Raw genomic sequence first — 17,585 nt, forward strand, 5'->3', positions numbered from 1 at the left:
GCCGGAGTTAGCCCGCGAGGGCGAGGTTGTGAAGCCGGGCGATGCCGAGCATCGCGGTGTGACCGTGGCAGAGCCTGCTCGCCCGCCTGGCGGAGGTCGTGCAGGAGGTGAGGGCCTGGGCCGCTCGCGTGGCGGCTTCACCAGCGGATTCCACCTGAGCGCGGACGGCCGCTGCCGCCCGCTGTCCCTGCTGGTCACCGCAGGCGAGCAGGCAGACTGTGGTGACGATCAGGGAGAGCGGGCACATGACCGCCAGGGCAAGTCCTGGCCGCGCAGCCCCGGCCTGCCCAAGGAACGCCTCGTACGCCTGCACTGGGAGACCGCCCGCGCCTACGCCCAGTGGAACCGCTGGGGCCATTGCCTGACCGAACTGCTGGCCATCGAACGCGTCGCCCCGCAGGAAGTACGCCGTCCCGCAGTACGGGAGGTGGCCCGCACCATGCTGTGCAGTCCCGCACCCGCCCGCGGCGCGAAAGGGTTCGCCTCCCGCATCAATGCAGCCTGACTGCGGGCCGAGTGTCCACTACTTCGGTGCCTGGAAGCCCCCGATCTGCTGCTCGAGCAGTTCGGCCAGCCGCAGCGGGGTGCGGTCCTCGAACATCGGACCGATGAGCTGCACTCCCACCGGCAGACCTTCCGGAGATCTGCCCGCCGGTATGGCGGTGGCCGGCAGACCGGGCATGGTGGCCACGCCGGCCCAGACGAGCTGGTCGAAGTACGGGTACCCGACGCCGTCGATGTCGATCCTGCGTTCTCTCAGATCAGGGTTGTGGTCGTGCGGGAACGCGGGAGTGGGCGTGATGGGGCACACCACGGCGTCGAACTCGGCGAAGAGCTGCCGCCAGCCGTGGCGGTGGAGCTCGCGCCGGCTGTTCGCCTCGATCCAGTCGTGGTGGCTGAACGCCATGCCGCGCAGACGCGCCGCATCGAGGCTCTGGTCGTCCGCGCTCAGTCCGGTGGCGCGGGTCCGCAGCTGCTCGTACGCTTCGACGGGAAAGCGCGCAACGGAGCTCGAGAACAGCAACTGCGTGTAGAGCGTCGCGGCTTCGGTCAGATCGGGCAGCAGCGGACTGTGCCGTTCGACGCGGGCGCCGCCGTCGACGAGCGCGTCGGCCACACGGTTCACGCCCGCCCTCACGGCGGACCCGGTCGGAATGAGCGGATGCTCGTCGAGGACCAAGACCCGGAAGTCGCAGAGCCGCTCGTGGCGCGCGGGCGGCAGCGTCAAGTCGTGCGCCATGCCGAGCGTCAGCGGGTCCGGTCCGGCCATGACATCGAGCAGGAGCATGAGATCGCGGGCACTGCGCGCCATCGGACCGACGACGGCGAGGTCAAGGTCGGCCGGCAATGCCGGCGCGTGGGGCAGGACCATACCGCGGGTCGCCGCCAGCCCGAGCGTCGGCTTGTGCGCGTAGACACCACAGAAATGAGCGGGTGTGCGCAACGAACCGGCGATGTCGGAGCCGATGGACAGTACGCCGAAACCGGACGCCAGGGCCGCCGCCGAGCCACCGGAGGATCCACCCGGCGTGCGACCGTGATCCCACGGGTTGTTGGTGGTGCCGTAGATCTCGTTGAAGCTCTGCACATCTTGCAGCCCCAAAGGCACATTGGTCTTACCGAGAACCACCGCGCCTGCGTCCTTGAGCCGCGACACCTGCACCGCATCCTCGACCGGCACGAAGTCCCGGTACGGCGACATGCCCCAAGTCGTGGGCAGCCCGGCGATGTTGAAGGACTCCTTGACCGTCACCGGAAGACCGAGCAACGGTCGGTCCTCACCGCGAGCGCGCGCCTGGTCGGCACCACGTGCGGCCGCCCGCGCACGGTCGAAATCCGGCACACAGACCGCGTTGGTCGCCTTGTCATCCCGCTCAATGCGAGCGATCGCCTCGTCAGTCAGCTCCGTCGAAGTCACTTCACCAGCACGCAAAGCAGCCAACAGATTCTCGGCCGTCCGAAAGTTCCACTCCATGAAATCGACCGTATCGACCGCTCGATAAGGCCACAAAATGCCGCTACGCGCAACGGTTCCGCGTCGGAGTGGCGGCGGCCAACGCCTACGCGACAGAGCGACACTGCTCACAGCCGCGGACCCCGATCTCGGATCAGACCGGACCGGACCGGCGAGGGCATGACGGCTGTCGTGTCTGTGAAGCTGGACCGCCCCGAGTCGGTCTGCGCCACGCTCGGACTGCTGGGCGGCGCAGCATTGCGCACCTGCGTCGAGGAGACCGTCCGCGAGCACCTGGCCACCTGGGCAGCTTGGGCACTGGGTGGAGGGACACCCAGAGCAGGCCGAGGCCGTCATCGGCAGGATCGTCCGGGGCGCCCCGCCGGAACTGAGCAGCGGCCCTCCCCGCCGGTTCCCGCGAACGGGACCGGCGTCGGCCGTCGCGTCCTACGGGCACCTTCAGCGCGATCCCTGGCCAGCCAGAACACTCAGGGGACACCCACAGCGCCTCAGTCACAACAGTCGTGACGTAACACGCCAGTTGGACACTGCGAGCATCGCAGCGGGCCGCAGGGCAGTGATGGTGCGGAAGTCCTTTGGACGCCGTTGTCCTGTGCCATGCGTGAGTCAGCTGCTGTTGCGACGGCCATACCAGTGCCGGTGCGCCGTTTCGCGTGGCCCGCGAGTCAACGCCGCAGCCCCGGAGGTCACGTCCGCGGGAGTGGTGTATTGACGGCCACTCGGTGATCTCGTTTTGAGGCTACGCGGTGAGTTCGGTGGGCAGGTCGGTCTCGCTGGTTTCTGACTCGATCGGGTGGAGGCGGGCCTTGGCCAGCAGATCGAGGCCCATGTATCGGCGGGCTTCGGTCCATTCGTCGTTCTGCTCGGCCAGCACCGCACCGACCAGCCGGATCAGGGCGGTGCGGTCGGGAAAGATCCCGACCACGTCGGTGCGGCGGCGGATCTCCTTGTTCAGGCGTTCTTGCGGGTTGTTGGACCAGATCTGCCGCCAGATCTCACGTGGGAATGCAGTGAACGCCAGGAGTTCGTGCTGGGCAGCGTCCAAGTGGGCGGCAGCCTTGGGGAACTTGGCCTCCAGTGCGTCCAGGACGTGCCGCATCTGGGCCTGGACCGCCTCCGTGTCGGGCTGTTCGAAGACGGTCCGCAGCAGGGTGGCCACCCAGGGCTGGGCCGATTTCGGAACCTGGCTCAGCAAATTTCGGGCGTAGTGGGTGCGGCACCTTTGCCATGACGAGCCGGGCAGGACCGCGCCGATCGCGGCGACGAGGCCGGTGTGTGCGTCGGAGATGACGAGTTGGACGCCGGACAGGCCGCGGGCGATCAGTGAGCGCAGGAAGGCGAGCCAGCCGGCGCCGTCCTCGCAGGTGGCGACGTCGATGCCGAGGATTTCGCGGTGCCCGTCGGCATTCACGCCGACCGCGATCAGTGCGTGGACGTTGATGATGCGGCCGCCCTCGCGGACCTTCTGGGTCAGTGCGTCGACCCAGACGAACGCGTATGGCCCGGCGTCGAGCGGCCGGTTGCGGAACGCGGCGACCTGCTCGTCCAGGTGCTTGGCCATCGCGCTGACCTGGGACTTGGACAGCTGGGTGACGCCGAGGGACTCGGCGAGTTTCTCGACCCTGCGGGTGGAGACGCCGAGCAGGTAGGCGGTGGCGACCACCGAGATGAGGGCCTGTTCGGCCCGCCGGCGTCGTTCGAGGAGCCAGTGCGGGAAGTAACTGCCTTGGCGCAGCTTGGGGATGGCCAGTTCGACGGTGCCGGCGCGGGTGTCCCACTCGCGTGGGCGGTAGCCGTTGCGGTGGTTGACGCGTTCGTCGCTGACCTGCCCGTATTCGGCGTTGCAGAGGGCGTCGGCCTCCGCGGACATGAGTGCGTCGGCGAACGTCTTGACCATTGCGCGCAGCAGATCCGGACTCGCCGCGGCGAGGTTGTCCTCGGCGAGGGCGTGCAGGGGCAGACTGTCTGGTGCGGTCATCGTGCTGATCTCCTTCGAGGCTTCGACACTTCGAAGATCAGCCGGTGGCCGTTCATCTATGCGGGCATCGGCCAGAAGCCGGAGCAAACCCCCGGATCAGGTCGAACCCGTACACCACTTCCCTGGACGCAACCGCCCCGGATCGAGGTACATGCAGACCACGGGTCCGATGCACCGTTCCGTCATCTGCATCAGTCGACGGCCTTCAAGTCACCCAGCGCGTCACCGAGGTCGAGCTCGGTACGGCCACGGGTCTGGAAGCCCTGTTTGAAAAGCTCTGCCGTACGTTGCTGTGTTGGCTTACTCCGAACGAGTTGCTGGAACAGGGCAGCATCTGCGCGCACATCGGCGGGAGTTGCCAGGCTGATGGCATTGATGGCCGATTTAGCCGCAATCAGCGCATCACGCGGGAAGTTCCCCATGCGCGCAGCAAGGTCGGCCACGAACTCGTCCAGGTCGGCGTCGGGCACCGCGCGGTTGATCCATCCGTAGCGTTCGGCGAGTTCGGCATCGAAGTCGGCCGACGTCAGCACGGCTTCGAGCGCTCGGCCCCGGCCCAGCAGACGGGTCAGATGCTGGATCGCTCCCGCGCCGGGCGGGGTGCCGATGCCTACTTCGGGCTGGCACAGGACAGCGTTCTCCCGGGAGGCGAAGCGCATGTCGCAGGCGAGGAGGAACTCGCTGCCCGCCCCCCGTGCCCGGCCACGCAGCTTGGCGATGGTGACGGCCGGGATCTCGCTGAGCCTGCGGAACAGCATCCCGAGTGAGGCGTCGCCCGGACCTCCGGCTTTCGCGGCTTCAGCGGTGTATTCGGGCACTTTGGTCAGGTCAACGTGCGGGAAGAAGAAGTCGGGATCCGCACTGTCGAAGACCACCACCCGTGCAGTCGCCGGTCGGGAAAGCTCCTCGAGCAGTGCGACCAGATCGCGCACGAGCTCGGGACCGATGAGGTTGATCGGCGGGGCGTTGAAGGTGGCGGACAGGACGTTGCCGTCCAACCTGGTGCTGATGGTGTCGTACGAGGCAGTCATGTCCTCTTCCTCTCGGTGCTCATCACGGCCCGGTGGCAATCGGAGGCTGTCAGGGCCGGCACTCCTCAAGTCGCAGCACGACCGATCCGGCAACCTCCTTCCAGCCGCTGCACACAGTCAGTCAACGGCCTCGACCCGACCCACTCGGGGCAGACATCCCTTCCACTCTCTCTCCGATCACCCACTCGCACCGCCCAGGAGCGTGATCCCCGCACGACGCTCGCCCGGGCGTACCACTGCTCCCTGACCGCCCGAGGGGCCAACTGAAGTACAAAGTGGCCAACCAACCTCGGCGTATCGCTCGGGTACGGCGGCTGGTGGGGCAAAGCACGAAAGTGCCTTCCTGACCTGGGACGATGAACCTTGCTGAGGGGTTCTGTCGGTCCAAGCGGAGGGGCACTTTCTACGTGCAGAGGATCGGGTTCCCTCCCAGGGTCCATGTCAGTGCCGATGGTTCGGAGGTGGTCGGTCAATCCGAGGCACGGTTACGGGCCGATCTTGCTGACGCCACCGGTCTGACTGCCGCGTACTCCACCGCGCTCAGGTCGCTTCGGCCGCGCGGGACCGGGCATGATCCGGGCCGGATCGCCACCGGTCTGGCGGTGATGCTCGCCAGCGGGGGCGAGGCCATCGCAGATCTGGCCGTACTGCGGGACCAGGCAGGGGTGTTCGGCCCCGTCGTCTCGGCACCGACCGCCTGGCGGCTACTCGACGACGTCGATCCGGACTTGCGCGAGCACGGGTTGAACCTGCGGTTCTCGGTCGGATACGCGGTCACCGAGCCGGTCCGTCGTGCAATCCGCTCACTGCCCGAAGCTCTCTGGCATCCCGCCTTGGACCAGAACGGGACACTGCGAGACGGCTCCGAAGTCGCCGAACTGACCGGCAAGGTCGACCTCGCCGGTCACCCGGCCGGCGTCAGGGCTCTTCCGGGCCCTCCTCGTCGACTTCGAACCAGACCGTCTTCCCCTCCGGTTCGGGGCGGATGTTCCACCGGTGGGCCAGCAGGTCGAGGAGGACGAGGCCGCGACCGGAGGAGGAGAGTTCCCCGGGGGCGCGCCGGTGCGGGACCTCGTCGCTGCGGTCGGTGACCTCCACGCGCAGTCGTCGCCGGCCTTGGGCAGCGCCGCTGATCTCGGCCCGAAGGACGGCGGCATGTTCGGTGTGGATCAGTACGTTCCCGAGGAGTTCGGAGACGAGCAGGAGGACCGTGTCGACCTGCTCGGGCCGCGCCCAGTCGTGGAGCAGGCCCTGGAATTCGATGCGTGCGTCGGAGAGTCCCTGGGCCTGATCCTGTTCGAGGGTGAAGCGCAGGTGCCGCCCGGTCCGATTCGCATGCACACCCGACGGGTCTCGGCGCAGGAGCAGCATCGCGATGTCGTCCTCCGTGAAGGAGGCGCCGGGCTGGTCGCCCGCCTGTGAGGGGGACGACGAGGCCACGACGGCGTTCAGAAGCCGGTCCGCCAAGCCGTCGAGGTCGTCAGGACCACCCGGAGCGAGCGCATTGCGCACACGGAGCCAGCCGGAGTACATGTCGTGGCCGCCGGACTCGATGAGACCGTCGGTGCAGAGCATGAGGATCTCGTTCTCGCGCAGGGAGACGACGCTGACCGGGTAGTCGTCCTCCCCGAGGTCGAGCCCGAGGGGCAGTCCACCCCGCACGTGCTTGAGCAGACAGGTGCCGTCCGGCAGACGCAGCACGGGATGCGGGTGCCCGGCCCGGGCGATGCGCAAGATACCGGTGGCGGGGTCGGCCTCCAGGTAGATGCAGGTGGCGAAGCGGCCTTCGCCCAGTGACGTCAGGAAGCGGGACGCGCGTACCAGGACTGCGTCCGGGCCGTGGCCCTCGGCGGCGTAGGCGTGGATGGCCGTGCGCAGTTGCGACATCAGCCCGGCGGCCTGCACATCGTGGCCCTGGACATCGCCGATCACCACACCGAGGCGCCCGCTGGGCAGGAGAATGCTGTCGAACCAGTCACCGCCGACCATGAGCCCCCCGCCGGTGGGCACGTACCGGGCGGCGACCGTGAGGCCGTCGACACCGGGGTCGATCCGGCTCATGCTGCTGCGCAGCCCCTGGGAGAGCGCGCGGTCCGCCTGGCCGTCGTACGACTGCTCGATGCTCTGGCTGAGCAAGCGGGCCATGCTCACCAGCAAGGGGCCCAGACCGTCGGTCATCCGTACCGGAGCGTCGAAGGCCGCCATCCATACGCCGGTGAGCTGGCTGTACGTCGTCAGGGGCAGGAAGGCCCAGGCCTGACACCCCCTCTGTCCGTCGAGCTGCCAGGCGGACGGGAAGCGATCGCGATACTCCTGCGGGGAGGCCAGGAAGACGGGGCGTCCGGTCCGGGCCACCTGCGCGGCCGGATGAATCGTGCCGAGAGGCAGCCGAAGCGCGTCGCCCTCGCCGTCGCGGAAGCCGACCCGGCCCACGCACTTCAGGAATTCGCGGTCCGACCGGAACACCGCCTGACCGCACAGCGGCAGGCTGGCGTCGGCCAGCTGGGAGATCAAGGTGAGCGCCTCCCCCAGGGACGTGGCCCGCGCCAGGGCGTGCCCCGTCACGAGCAGGTCGGCTCCGCGGTGGCGCATCCGCTCGGACACCTCGCCTGATCCGCCGACGGTCGGGCCCGCCAAACGGTTGAGAGTCGCGACCTGGCGCATCTCGACTTCGTACTCCTCGGAATTGCCGTGCTCGCGCCCGCCACCCACCTGCGGCACTCCCGTCTACTCGGCGCACTCTGCCCTTCCCGCTCCCCCCATGTTCCGTCGATCAGCCCTACCTCGCCTGCTCACTCACGTCCCGGAGCCCTGCGACCTCCCGATCCGCGTGGAACGCATTGACGGATGCGAAGCGACGGGACGAAGGTCGACAGGCATGACTTCGACCTCGATATTGAGGTTCAGCGAGATCCTTGCGAGGAACCCCCGGCGTTTACGCCTGGGAGGAATCGCATCGTGTGATGGTGACGCGGAGCGTCGCAGCGTCGCAGCGTCCAGGGGTCCGGGCGCGGAGCGCGCGCTGGGCTGTCCGGCGGAGCCGGTGAGTGCTCTCGTGGTCTCAGTCGGGGCGTTTCTGGTTCTCGATGTACTGCTTGAGCACGGAGAGCGGGGCTCCGCCGACGGAGGCGGCGAAGTAGGAGGGGGCCAGAAGTGATCGCCCCACGGGTACCTGCGTATAAGGAGTCGCGGCGATCGAAGGACATCAACCACAAGATCGCGAAGTGTGTGGTGGCCGAGGCAGAACGCACCGGTCGCGGAATCGCCCTCGAAGAACTGACGGGCATCCGCGAGCGGGTACGGCTTCGCAAGCCCCAACGGGCCACCCACTCCAGCTGGTCGTTTGCCCAGCTCGGCCAGTTCATCGCGTACCAGGCCCGCAGGGTTGGGGTGCCGGTGGTGTACGTCGATCCGGCGTACACCTCGCGCACCTGCGCCGAGTGCGGCCACGCAGACAGAGCGAACCGGGTCTCTCAGGCCTGGTTCGCGTGCCGGTCCTGCGGATTCGTTGATCACGCAGACCGGAACGGCTCCCGCAACATCCGTGCACGCGCAGAAGAGTTGTGGCGACGCGGGGCGCAGCCAACCGCCCCAGACCCACCCCCGGACCCCGGGCGTGGGACAGGACGCAAGCGCAGCACCACACCCAGTGGCCCCCGCTCTGCAAGCCCGTCGCTTTGGCGACGAGGTAGTTGACTCATGGCTGAGGTGAGTCGGCCCTCGGAAGCGGTCTGAGCCGCGGGGAAAGCGAGACCTCGAGGACATCGCCGTGCGCTCCTGTCCGCCCGGCACGGCGAGCCGGCAGCACTCTCTGCGCCATCCGGAGGACTACGGCGGGTCCTGGTCCTGCACGTCCGGACCACGGACCCGGACCCGGTCTCGGTCCCGCGAGCACCGCCCGACCCCTGCACTGACCTCCAGGGGACCGTGCGGGTGGATGCGGGCTCAACGCCGGCCACCTCGTCTTCACGAACGGCCCCAACCACCGAACCGACAAGCCGCCGTGAAACGACGGGCCGTTCGACCTGCAGACGTCGTCGTCGAAGCGGCGGCGGAGCGGCTCAGGGCTGACGGCGCGCGAGGATGATCCCTCCCAGCTTGCTCTCGGCGGAGGTGAGAGTCTTGTGCGCCTCGACGGCGAAGCCGGCTTCGTCGAGCCACTCGATCATCTGGTCATGCTGCCGACGATGGACATAGACCTTCATCGGGTGCCCGCCATACCCCTCGGTCTTCATCTTCGACTCGTCGCCGACATGGAAGCTGAGCAGGAGCGGCCCACCGGTCCGAAGCACTCGACGGAAGTGCGTGAGAACCGAGCTGATGTCGTCGTCAGGAATGTGGATCAGTGAGTACCAGGCGACGAGGCCAGTCACCGAGGCGTCGGCCAGGGTGAGGTCCGTCATCGAGCCGAGATCGAACCGCACACCGGGGTGATCAGCACGGGCCACATCGATCATTCCCGGTGACAGATCGATGCCGAAGGCATCCAGGCCCAGCTTCCGCAGGTGGCCCGTGATCCTGCCCGTCCCGCACCCCACATCCACGACCGGCCCGCCGCCTTGGGCACGCACCAGCTCGGCGAACACAGCCAAGACCGCGCGCTCTTCCGGTGTTTCGTCCAAGAGGTGACGTGTCAGCTCTGCGTAACTCGCAGCCACGGTGTCATAAGACGTCCGCGTATCCGCCAGCCAGTCATCTGTGTTCGGTCCCGGTTCCACCGACCGAACACTACCCAAGTCAACAAGCGGCGTGACGGGTCGGGACATCTACACCTGGGGCACGATCACGATCACCTGGCTCAAGCACTCGATCGAAGTGCTGGGGGAGCACAAGTCGCCATCAACGGCGAGTTGCCGGGGAACCACTACCGACAGCGCAGGCTACGCCTTCCGCGCGTCGGCGATCCTGTCCAGTTCGCGCATCGCTTCGGCGTGGGCACTCATGCGCCTGCTCAGACTGCCGCTCGTGAACAGTGCCACGCCGGCGGCGGACACCGGCATGGACAACCCGAGCACGGCCAGAGCCTCGGGCCAGTCGCGTTCGTCCTGACACCAATCACCGTTCTGCAGGCCCTCGTTGGCTGTACCGCGCTCCGTCAACAACCGTGCTTCGCATTCGCTGGGATAACGGTCGCCCGACTCCTCATCGACCTGGTACGGAAGGAAGAGCAACACGGCACACCATGTCCACAGAAGCGCCGCCAAGGCCAACAGGCCGACACCCCAGGCGCGTATCCGACTGGCCCGGTCGCGGAAGTCAAGGTCGTACTCACGTGATCGCTTGGCGGACGAACCTAGCAGCAGCTTCTCGCTGATCCTGACGCTTGTTGCGGTTGTGACCTGCGCTGCCTTCCCCGCCGGCAGTCACTTGACGGATAGTCAGCTGATTGCCGGCGGAGACACTGCGTTGATGCTTCGGGGGTACCTGCTCGTTGGTCGCCCCGGAAGCCGGGGCTACGGACGGAGCACGATCTTGCCGTGGGTGTGCCCGCGCTCCAGCTCACGGAACGCGTCTCGCACCCGCTCCAGCGGGTAGGTGCGGGCGATCGGCACCTCCAACTCCCCGCACGCTGCCAGCCGGGCCAGCTCGCCGAGCACGACCGCGCATGCCGCCGAGCCTTCTCCGTAGGTCCGCGCACCGACCCTGGCCGCAGCCTGCCAATCGCGGATCGTGTTGATCCGCTCGGGCCGCACGCCCAACTCCACTGCCAGCTCCACGTAGCCGTCGCCGAACGTGTCGATGAACGCGTCGACGTTCCCGCCGGCGGCCTGCCGGATCCGCTCGGCCGCGCCTTCCCCGTACTCGACCGGGACGACACCACGGTCCTTCAGCCACGCATGGTTCCGCTCGCTCGCCAGCCCGATCACCGTGGCTCCGCGCCGCCGCGCGAGTTGCACGGCGAGCGACCCGACGCCGCCCGCCGCACCGGACACCACCACCGTGTCGGCCGGGCCGGGGTCCACCGCGAACACGGTGGCGTATGCGGTCGTGCCGGCCACGTACAACGACCCGGCCACGTCCCAGGACAGCCCCTCCGGACGGGAGACCACGTTCACGTCGTCGACCACGACGAACTCCGCGTGGCTCGCTCTGTCATGGGTGAAGCCCAGGACCACATCGCCCACCGCGAAGCCGCGCACCTGCGCGCCGAGCTCCACCACGACGCCGGCCAGGTCGCTGCCCTGCCCGGAGGGGAACGTAGCCGGCCAGCGTTCGTGCCGCGCGCCCTTGCGGATCATCACCTCTCCGGGCTGGATCCCGGCCGCGCGGACCTCGACCAGCACCTGCCCGGGGCCGGGCGCCGGACGCTCCACCTCATCCACCCGCAGCACATCGATCTCGCCGTACTCGTGGAACCGCACTGCCTTCATGACGTGATCACCGCCTTTCGTCGTTCGGATAGGCCTTGGACGGCCACGCGCCGGCTGCCACACGTCGACCGTGCCATCGCCTTCAACGACTCAGGAACGGAGCTGTCTTCCCGGAAGTGCGGAACGTGCGAGTTCTCCATGGCCGCCGACACCAGACGTCGAGCGGACGATCAAAAGGATCAAGACCTTCCGGTCCGTGGCCGCTGGGTAAGACAGCCGGGCCTACGTCTTCCGCGACGCCGTTTCACCGTCGCCGCGATCCGGCTCTGGCTCTGACTCGGTCCGTGATCCGCCGGACAGGACCTGGCGGTGAGGCGCTCGAAAACCAGTGGAACAGCGCCGCTGTGCACCATTACCGTGCTGCCGGACCAAGTCGCCCAGGCAAGGACGTCCCGTTGTACACCGTGTGAGACCTCCCGAGTGCTGATTCGTCGCGCGTCGCGCTTATCGCGCCGCGCTGCCTTTTGCTGCGGACTTCTCACTGAAACCGGTGTACTTCTGTGCTCAATAACTGGGTTGTCATGCCCACCTGCCTGCCGCTCGTTCTCCGCCGTTGCCACACGTGCGCGTCCGAGCGCTTCCGGGCAAACGGTAAATTCCGCGTCAACGCAAACCACAAGCTCCTCGACGCCTGGCTCCTCGTGCTCTGTACCGGCTGCGGAGAAACGACAAAGCTCTCGGTCCTGGAGCGGATGAATGTGCGCTCCGTACGGCCTGAGCTGCTGGACCGGCTGCATGACAACGACCCTGGCCTGGCGGCTGAGTTGCTCCAGGATCCGCTCGTGCGGCGCCGTAATCGCATAGCCCTCGACTGGGACAACGCCTGGCGCCTCGACACCGGCGGATCGGATCACCTGGACCGCGAGGTGATCGACGTCTCGGTGCGCTTTGCGGCGCGGATCCCTGTCCGACCGGTGCGACTGATCGCTGAAGGTTGCGGTCTTGCGCGAGCCGAGGTCGAGAGACTGATCGCGGAGGGGAAGCTCGTTTCGGCAGTCCGGCTGAGCAGCAAACTCTCCGGCGACTTCACCTTCACGCTCAAACGCTGAGCCCTCCTCAAGACCAGGGCCTGTCCGGCAAGATGCGCCGGACAGGCCCTGGTCGACCCGGCCTTCCCCCATCGGGCTGATGGCAGCGCGGCAAGCGCTCAGGGCGCCCACTGAAGTGCTCAGGTGCCAACTGACGCGCCAAGTCTCAAACTCTGTGACTGTGCAGGTCAGTTGACGATGCTGTACTGGGCGTCGATCTCCATGATGAGGCTGTCACCGCAGGGGCTGAGACGTCGTTCAGGAGACGTGGAAGGGGAAGCGCGGGGCGAGTTCGCACGTGAGCCCCGTCGACTACTTCTCGACGGAGTCGGGGCGCCGTCGTCGTCCCGTGGCACGGCTGGGCGCCCTGTACCAGACGGCCAGCGCGCCCAGAGCCAGCCCGATTCCGATGGATCCCCACACGGCTGGGTTCTCCTCCACCCACATGCGTCGGTCGCCCGCCATGGCAATGGAGCCGGCGAGGCGGCCGTTGCGCCCAGGTATCAGGCAGACCAGCGCAAGGAACGCCACGAAGCCGAGAGCTGCCGCGCCGATGCAGCGAACCCACTGTCGCCGCCCCAGCGCGGCCCAGGTCAGTGCCCAACAACAGAAAATGCCGCTGCCGCAAAACGCGCCGAAGGCGAAGCCGGCGCCCGGCCCCAGACCGGCCACCCACCGCCACAGGTGATCCCCCACGACGACCGAGGCGGCGGCACCGAGAACGACGATCCAAGCCAGCGCCGGGGCGTGGCGCTCGCCCACCTTGTCCATGAAGGACATGGCGGCCAGGCTACGGCACGGGGTGCCGGCCTCTCCAGCCCCACGAGTGGGGACAATTCCGCTGTTCACAGGGGTGGGAACAGTGTGGTGACGCGCTGCGCTTCCTCAACACTGGCCGAATTCACCGGTGTTGCGGGTAAGCGCGAGGACCGGCCACGCAACCAGGCGCAGCCAGGCCGCCGCGAGTGCGGCGTGACCGGCCGACCAGCCGGCGTCGGGTGCACGCCGTCCGCGGCCCAGTACTCCGGTCCGGTCGTCGCGGTGAGCCATTGCCCTCATCACCTGCCTCATCACCCACCGACACGTCCAACGCCCCTGTCAGACCTCTTGGCGGGGGCATGCGGCGGTGGTCCGCCTCGGTGGGTGGGCTCGACGTCAGTCGTCGATCGCCTGGTAGAGCGCGGTCCAGAAGTCGAGCATGAGATGCACCGGATCCGGCACGGACGCTCCGACCTGGGTGAGGAGGATCCCGGTGAGCCGGTTGACCGGGTCGGCGTAGGTCGAGGCGCCGCTTCCGCCGTCCCAGCCGAACTGGCCGATGGGCGCATAGTCACCGCGGTAGGTGCGCACCGCCATCCCGAAGCCCCAGCCGCCGTGCTGCCCCTGACCGTGGGACACATGCACGTTGTCGACGGCCAACTTGTGCCGGGCGGCGTGCTGTTCGGGCGAGAGCCGGTTGGTGGTCATCAGCTCGACGGCGGGCCGGGACAGGATCCGCTCTCCCCCGTGCATCCCGTGGTTCAGCAGCATGCGGAAGTAGGCGTGGTAGTCGTCGGCGGTGGAGTTCAGTCCACCGCCGCCGCCCTGAAACGCCGGAGGCGTGCTGTGGCGCCCCGTCGCCGCCTCGTCCCACACCTGGAACTCTCCGGTCACCGGGTCGGGGGCGTACAGGGGCGGCAGCCGGTCGAGCTGGTCCGCGGGCACGTGGAAGCCGGTGTCCTTCATGCCCAGCGGCTCGAAGATCCGCTCGCGCAGGAACGACTCGAACGACTGGCCCGTGACCCTGGAGACGAGCACGCCGACCAGGTCGCTGCTGATCTGGTACTGCCAGCGCTCTCCGGGCTGGTGCATCAGCGGAAGCGTGCCCAGGCGACGCATCCACTCGTCCTGCTCGGGCATCGGCTCCGGCAGATTGGGGGTGATCCCCTGCTCGAAGACCGCGTTCATGATCGGAGTGCCCAGCACCGTCATATCCATGCCGAGCCCGAACGTGGAGGTCAGCACGTCCCGTACGGTGATCGGCCGCCGCGCCGGCACTGTCTCGTCCAGCAGGCCGTCGAGCCGTTTCAGCACCTGTCGGTCGGCCAGCTCCGGCAGCCAGCGCTCCACCGGATCGTCGAGGCGCAGCCTGCACTCGTCGAGCAGGACCATCGCCGCCGCGATCGAGACCGGCTTGGACGTCGAGGCCATCCGGAAGATCGTGTCGCGGCGCATCGGAGCGCCGCCGTCGTGACGCATCGTCCCGATCGTTTCGACATGCGTCTCGTCACCCTTGCTGAAGAGGGCGACCGCCCCGGGAATCTTCCCTGAGTCGACATGCCGGGCCAGCACGTCGTGCACCCTGTGCAAGCCTGCCTTGGAGAAGCCGCTGTTGGACATGGTGGTGTGCTCCTTTGACTGAGAATGAGAGAGCGGATGGTCAGCAGCCGAGCCGGTCGGCGATCACATCCAGCACCTGCCGCAGATCGCGTGCCATGCGGACCCGGAGCCCGATCTCGGCGATCCCGGCGGCGAATCCCGGATGGCCGGGAAGAACCCGGTGGACGCGATGGGTCACCCTGGTGCCTGCGGGACAGGCGGTGGCGGCGTGCACCCCGGCGTACCAGCTCTGCACCGCCACCCTGGACCGGTCCCGGTCCACCTGGATCTCCAGCGGCTCCACCGGCCCGGCGAACTCGGCGTGGTAGGCGCCGGCACCGGACCCGGCCACGACGGTCATCGCCCCCTGCCGAGCCGCCGAAGCGCGGGCCAGCAGCAGCAGGTTGTCATCGCCCACCCGCCCTTCGGCTACGGCGAGCAGGAGCTCGGCGACCGCGGCGACGGGCGCGCCGAGCGTCCCGTCGACCTCCCACCGGACGGGCAGCGCATCCAGCTCGGTGAGCAGGGAAGGCGTCGTATGCATGGCCAAGAGCCTTGATCCTGCGCCCTGTTCAAGGCAAGCCCTGTCACGTCATACGGGACGCGGGACATCCCCCGACACTCGGCTGACCTGCACTGCCACGCCGACGGTCGACCGTTGCACGGTGTCCCGGGACGGAACGGAACGCCCTCGCACCACCCGGGCCGGGCTCAGGACCCCGTGGACGCACCGAGCGCGTGCCCACGCAGCAGGCGGATGTTCGCGCGGGCTTCGTCGGCGAGAGTGGGAATGCCCAACTTGACGGCAAGCCCGAGGGCGCGGTCGAGGTGCCGCTCCGCCGCAACGGGGTCACCTGCCAGCCGGCATGTCTCGCCGTACGAGGTCAGCACACCTATGGCGTACTGCTGCTCCCCGGTCGCCTCGATGATGCGGAGCGCCTCCGCGTGCATGGCCAGCGCCTCTGTGCCCCGACCGAGACGCCGAGTGGCCACGGCGGCGTTGGCCAGGCTGACCGCCTCGAAGATCTGGTGACCGGTCGCCCGGCTGTGCGCCACCGCCTGCTGTGACAGTTCCAACGCGCCCTGGACGTCGCCGAGCCCGAGCGCGGCACCAGCCAGCTGGTCCAGACACATGCGTTCGAGTTGCAGGTCGCCGCGCGCTCGCGCGATCCCGATCACGGACAGGACGGCCTCCCGTGCCTGCTCATAGCGTCCGTGCCGGACCAGCACCAGGCCCACGCGCGCCTTCGCCAGCATCCGGTAGACGTCGAAGTCCGCACCCTCCGGAAAGATCACGGACGACTGGCGCAACAGCCCGATGGCGCCCTCGTAGTCACCTTCCTTCATGCGCAGCTCCGCCAGTTGCTGCAGCACCTCGAACTCGACATGCAGATCGCCGCCTTCCGCCAGCAACACCCGCACCGCCTCGAACTCCGGCAGGGCTTCCGCCGGCCGGCCGCCGCGCTGCCGGGCCACACCGCGGTGGAACCGCAACCAGACCAGTGACCGGCGGTCACTCAGTCGTTCCGCTTCGGACAGAGCGGTATCGATCATGTGCTCCCACCGGTCGAGACCACCACGCCGCATGAAGTAGACGTCCGCGACCTGCGCGAGCCCGATCACGGAGGTGCCCAGCCGCAGCTCGGTGGCCTGGGCGAACACCGCCTCGATGTTGGGCCATTCGCGATCCAGCCAGGCGAGCGCGTCTGTCGCGCTGTCCATCTCGGGGACGAGTTCGGGCGGGTGGGTGATCGTGAGCGGCAGCGGTGCGGTCTCGTGCAGGAGTGCCCGGTCCGCCGCGAGCACGCCGCTCAGGTAGTAGTCGGCCAGCCTGGCGATCGCCTCCGCGTCGTCGGGCTCGGCGTCGTCCGAACGAGCCGCCTGCCGTAGCAGGTCGTGGAGCCGGTAGCGGTTCGCGGTCGGCTCCTGGATCAGATGGGCGTCGACCAACTCCTCCAACAACCCCCGGGCGTTGCTCCACGGGATGCCGGCCAGCGCGGCAGCGCCGTACACGCAGAGGTCGGTCCCCGAAGCCCGGCCCAGGAGCCGGAACATGCGGCGCTGGGCCGGGTCGAGCTGCCGCAGCGACATCTCGAACACGTCCGACACCGCCAGCTCGCCCTCGCGCAGCCGTTCCACCAGGGTGTCGAGCGTCCACGCGGGCCGATGCCGCAGCCGCGCGGCGGCCACCCGGATGGCCAGCGGCAGGTTCCCGCAACGGCGCAGCACCTCGCCGACATCACCAGGACGAGTCCCGCCCGCGGATTCGACGAACAGCGCCGCCGCCTCGTCGGTCGGCAGGACGTCCAGCGTGATCGGCAGGGCGCCGTCCAACTGCACCATCCGCCGACGGCTGGTGATCACCACGAAGCTCCGGCCGGCACCGGGGAGCAGATCCCGCACGTGATCAGCGTCAGCGGCATTGTCCAGCAGCACGATCGCGTGCCGCGTCGCCAGCTCCGACCGCCACAGCGCGGCCCGCTCGGCGACCCCGTCGGGAATCCTGCCGGGCGGCAACCCAAGCGCGGCCAGCAGCACACGCAGCGCCTCCGCCGGCCCGACCGGCTCCCGGCCCGGAGTGAATCCGTGCAGGTCCAGATAGAGCTGACCACCGGGGAAGTCGGCGGTCAGCCGATGCGCGGCGTGTACGGCCAACGCTGACTTGCCCACCCCGCCCATACCATCGATCGCCACCACCGACGTGCTCCGCGCGGCGCCGAGGAGAGCGTCCAACTCCGTCCGGCGCCCGGTGAAGGCGGTGATGTCGTGCGGCAGGTCATTGCGCACCGGCGCCGGGGCAGCCGTGCTGGTCCGGGGCCCGTCCTTGGCCCGCTCCCACACCTC

General features: G+C 68.5%; 14 protein-coding genes and 2 pseudogenes. 3 read left to right on the top strand and 13 right to left on the bottom strand.

Features of this window, described 5'->3' with window-relative positions; all coding sequences use genetic code 11:
- Positions 1-109: 109 nt before the first annotated feature.
- Positions 110-217: pseudogene (locus ACWFR4_RS41570) on the top strand (IS5/IS1182 family transposase); the annotation flags it as partial.
- A 306-nt stretch (positions 218-523) separates the two neighbouring features.
- Here the strand turns inward: ACWFR4_RS41570 and ACWFR4_RS41575 are convergent.
- The 5 genes and pseudogenes from ACWFR4_RS41575 to ACWFR4_RS41595 form a co-directional block, all read right to left on the bottom strand.
- A complete protein-coding gene (locus ACWFR4_RS41575) occupies positions 524-1,975 on the bottom strand; it encodes an amidase (RefSeq protein WP_453656759.1) in 1,452 nt (483 codons plus the stop codon).
- Positions 1,976-2,714: 739 nt separating this feature from the next.
- Complete coding sequence (locus tag ACWFR4_RS41580; RefSeq protein ID WP_453656760.1) at positions 2,715-3,953, bottom strand: IS256 family transposase; 1,239 nt, start codon at positions 3,951-3,953, stop codon at positions 2,715-2,717.
- 191 nt (positions 3,954-4,144) lie between these two features.
- Positions 4,145-4,984, bottom strand: a complete 840-nt coding sequence (locus tag ACWFR4_RS41585; RefSeq protein ID WP_453656761.1) for an enoyl-CoA hydratase/isomerase family protein — start codon at positions 4,982-4,984, stop codon at positions 4,145-4,147.
- 918 nt (positions 4,985-5,902) lie between these two features.
- Positions 5,903-7,696: a SpoIIE family protein phosphatase gene (locus ACWFR4_RS41590; RefSeq protein ID WP_453656762.1), complete on the bottom strand. Its 1,794-nt coding sequence runs from the start codon at positions 7,694-7,696 to the stop codon at positions 5,903-5,905.
- Positions 7,697-8,045: 349 nt separating this feature from the next.
- Positions 8,046-8,153 (bottom strand): annotated as a pseudogene (locus ACWFR4_RS41595) (transposase); the annotation flags it as partial.
- Positions 8,154-8,215: 62 nt separating this feature from the next.
- Between ACWFR4_RS41595 and ACWFR4_RS41600 the strand changes: the two are divergent.
- On the top strand, positions 8,216-8,680 hold the full coding sequence (locus tag ACWFR4_RS41600) for a zinc ribbon domain-containing protein (RefSeq protein ID WP_453656763.1): 465 nt from the start codon (positions 8,216-8,218) through the stop codon (positions 8,678-8,680).
- Between the two features lie 365 nt (positions 8,681-9,045).
- Here ACWFR4_RS41600 and ACWFR4_RS41605 read toward each other — a convergent pair whose 3' ends face one another.
- From ACWFR4_RS41605 to ACWFR4_RS41615, 3 genes are all read right to left on the bottom strand, one after another.
- Positions 9,046-9,606: a class I SAM-dependent methyltransferase gene (locus tag ACWFR4_RS41605; RefSeq protein ID WP_453656764.1), complete on the bottom strand. Its 561-nt coding sequence runs from the start codon at positions 9,604-9,606 to the stop codon at positions 9,046-9,048.
- Positions 9,607-9,864: 258 nt separating this feature from the next.
- Positions 9,865-10,284, bottom strand: coding sequence for a hypothetical protein (locus ACWFR4_RS41610; protein WP_453469382.1), 420 nt, complete (start codon positions 10,282-10,284; stop codon positions 9,865-9,867).
- A 153-nt stretch (positions 10,285-10,437) separates the two neighbouring features.
- Complete coding sequence (locus ACWFR4_RS41615; protein ID WP_453469380.1) at positions 10,438-11,355, bottom strand: NADP-dependent oxidoreductase; 918 nt, start codon at positions 11,353-11,355, stop codon at positions 10,438-10,440.
- Positions 11,356-11,876: 521 nt separating this feature from the next.
- Here ACWFR4_RS41615 and ACWFR4_RS41620 point away from each other — a divergent pair.
- Complete coding sequence (locus tag ACWFR4_RS41620; RefSeq protein WP_453656765.1) at positions 11,877-12,404, top strand: DUF1062 domain-containing protein; 528 nt, start codon at positions 11,877-11,879, stop codon at positions 12,402-12,404.
- Between the two features lie 291 nt (positions 12,405-12,695).
- Here the strand turns inward: ACWFR4_RS41620 and ACWFR4_RS41625 are convergent, their stop codons facing one another.
- From ACWFR4_RS41625 to ACWFR4_RS41645, 5 genes are all read right to left on the bottom strand, one after another.
- On the bottom strand, positions 12,696-13,163 hold the full coding sequence (locus ACWFR4_RS41625) for a hypothetical protein (RefSeq protein ID WP_453656766.1): 468 nt from the start codon (positions 13,161-13,163) through the stop codon (positions 12,696-12,698).
- A 105-nt stretch (positions 13,164-13,268) separates the two neighbouring features.
- Positions 13,269-13,433, bottom strand: a complete 165-nt coding sequence (locus tag ACWFR4_RS41630) for a hypothetical protein (RefSeq protein WP_453656767.1) — start codon at positions 13,431-13,433, stop codon at positions 13,269-13,271.
- Between the two features lie 105 nt (positions 13,434-13,538).
- Positions 13,539-14,762, bottom strand: a complete 1,224-nt coding sequence (locus tag ACWFR4_RS41635) for a serine hydrolase domain-containing protein (protein ID WP_453656768.1) — start codon at positions 14,760-14,762, stop codon at positions 13,539-13,541.
- 40 nt (positions 14,763-14,802) lie between these two features.
- Complete coding sequence (locus ACWFR4_RS41640) at positions 14,803-15,285, bottom strand: hypothetical protein (RefSeq protein ID WP_453656769.1); 483 nt, start codon at positions 15,283-15,285, stop codon at positions 14,803-14,805.
- Between the two features lie 167 nt (positions 15,286-15,452).
- The gene (locus tag ACWFR4_RS41645) at positions 15,453-17,582 is read right to left on the bottom strand and encodes an ATP-binding protein (RefSeq protein ID WP_453656792.1); all 2,130 of its coding nucleotides are present in this window, start codon (positions 17,580-17,582) and stop codon (positions 15,453-15,455) included.
- Positions 17,583-17,585: the final 3 nt, after the last annotated feature.

The organism is Streptomyces sp. NPDC055140 (assembly GCF_053607285.1).

Coding starts and splice junctions, on each gene's coding strand:
- ACWFR4_RS41575 (WP_453656759.1), bottom strand. CDS start 1,975: ATGGAGTGGAACTTTCGGACGGCCGAGAATCTGTTGGCTGCTTTGCGT.
- ACWFR4_RS41580 (WP_453656760.1), bottom strand. CDS start 3,953: ATGACCGCACCAGACAGTCTGCCCCTGCACGCCCTCGCCGAGGACAAC.
- ACWFR4_RS41585 (WP_453656761.1), bottom strand. CDS start 4,984: ATGACTGCCTCGTACGACACCATCAGCACCAGGTTGGACGGCAACGTC.
- ACWFR4_RS41615 (WP_453469380.1), bottom strand. CDS start 11,355: ATGAAGGCAGTGCGGTTCCACGAGTACGGCGAGATCGATGTGCTGCGG.
- ACWFR4_RS41620 (WP_453656765.1), top strand. CDS start 11,877: ATGCCCACCTGCCTGCCGCTCGTTCTCCGCCGTTGCCACACGTGCGCG.
- ACWFR4_RS41625 (WP_453656766.1), bottom strand. CDS start 13,163: ATGTCCTTCATGGACAAGGTGGGCGAGCGCCACGCCCCGGCGCTGGCT.
- ACWFR4_RS41630 (WP_453656767.1), bottom strand. CDS start 13,433: ATGGCTCACCGCGACGACCGGACCGGAGTACTGGGCCGCGGACGGCGT.
- ACWFR4_RS41635 (WP_453656768.1), bottom strand. CDS start 14,762: ATGTCCAACAGCGGCTTCTCCAAGGCAGGCTTGCACAGGGTGCACGAC.
- ACWFR4_RS41640 (WP_453656769.1), bottom strand. CDS start 15,285: ATGCATACGACGCCTTCCCTGCTCACCGAGCTGGATGCGCTGCCCGTC.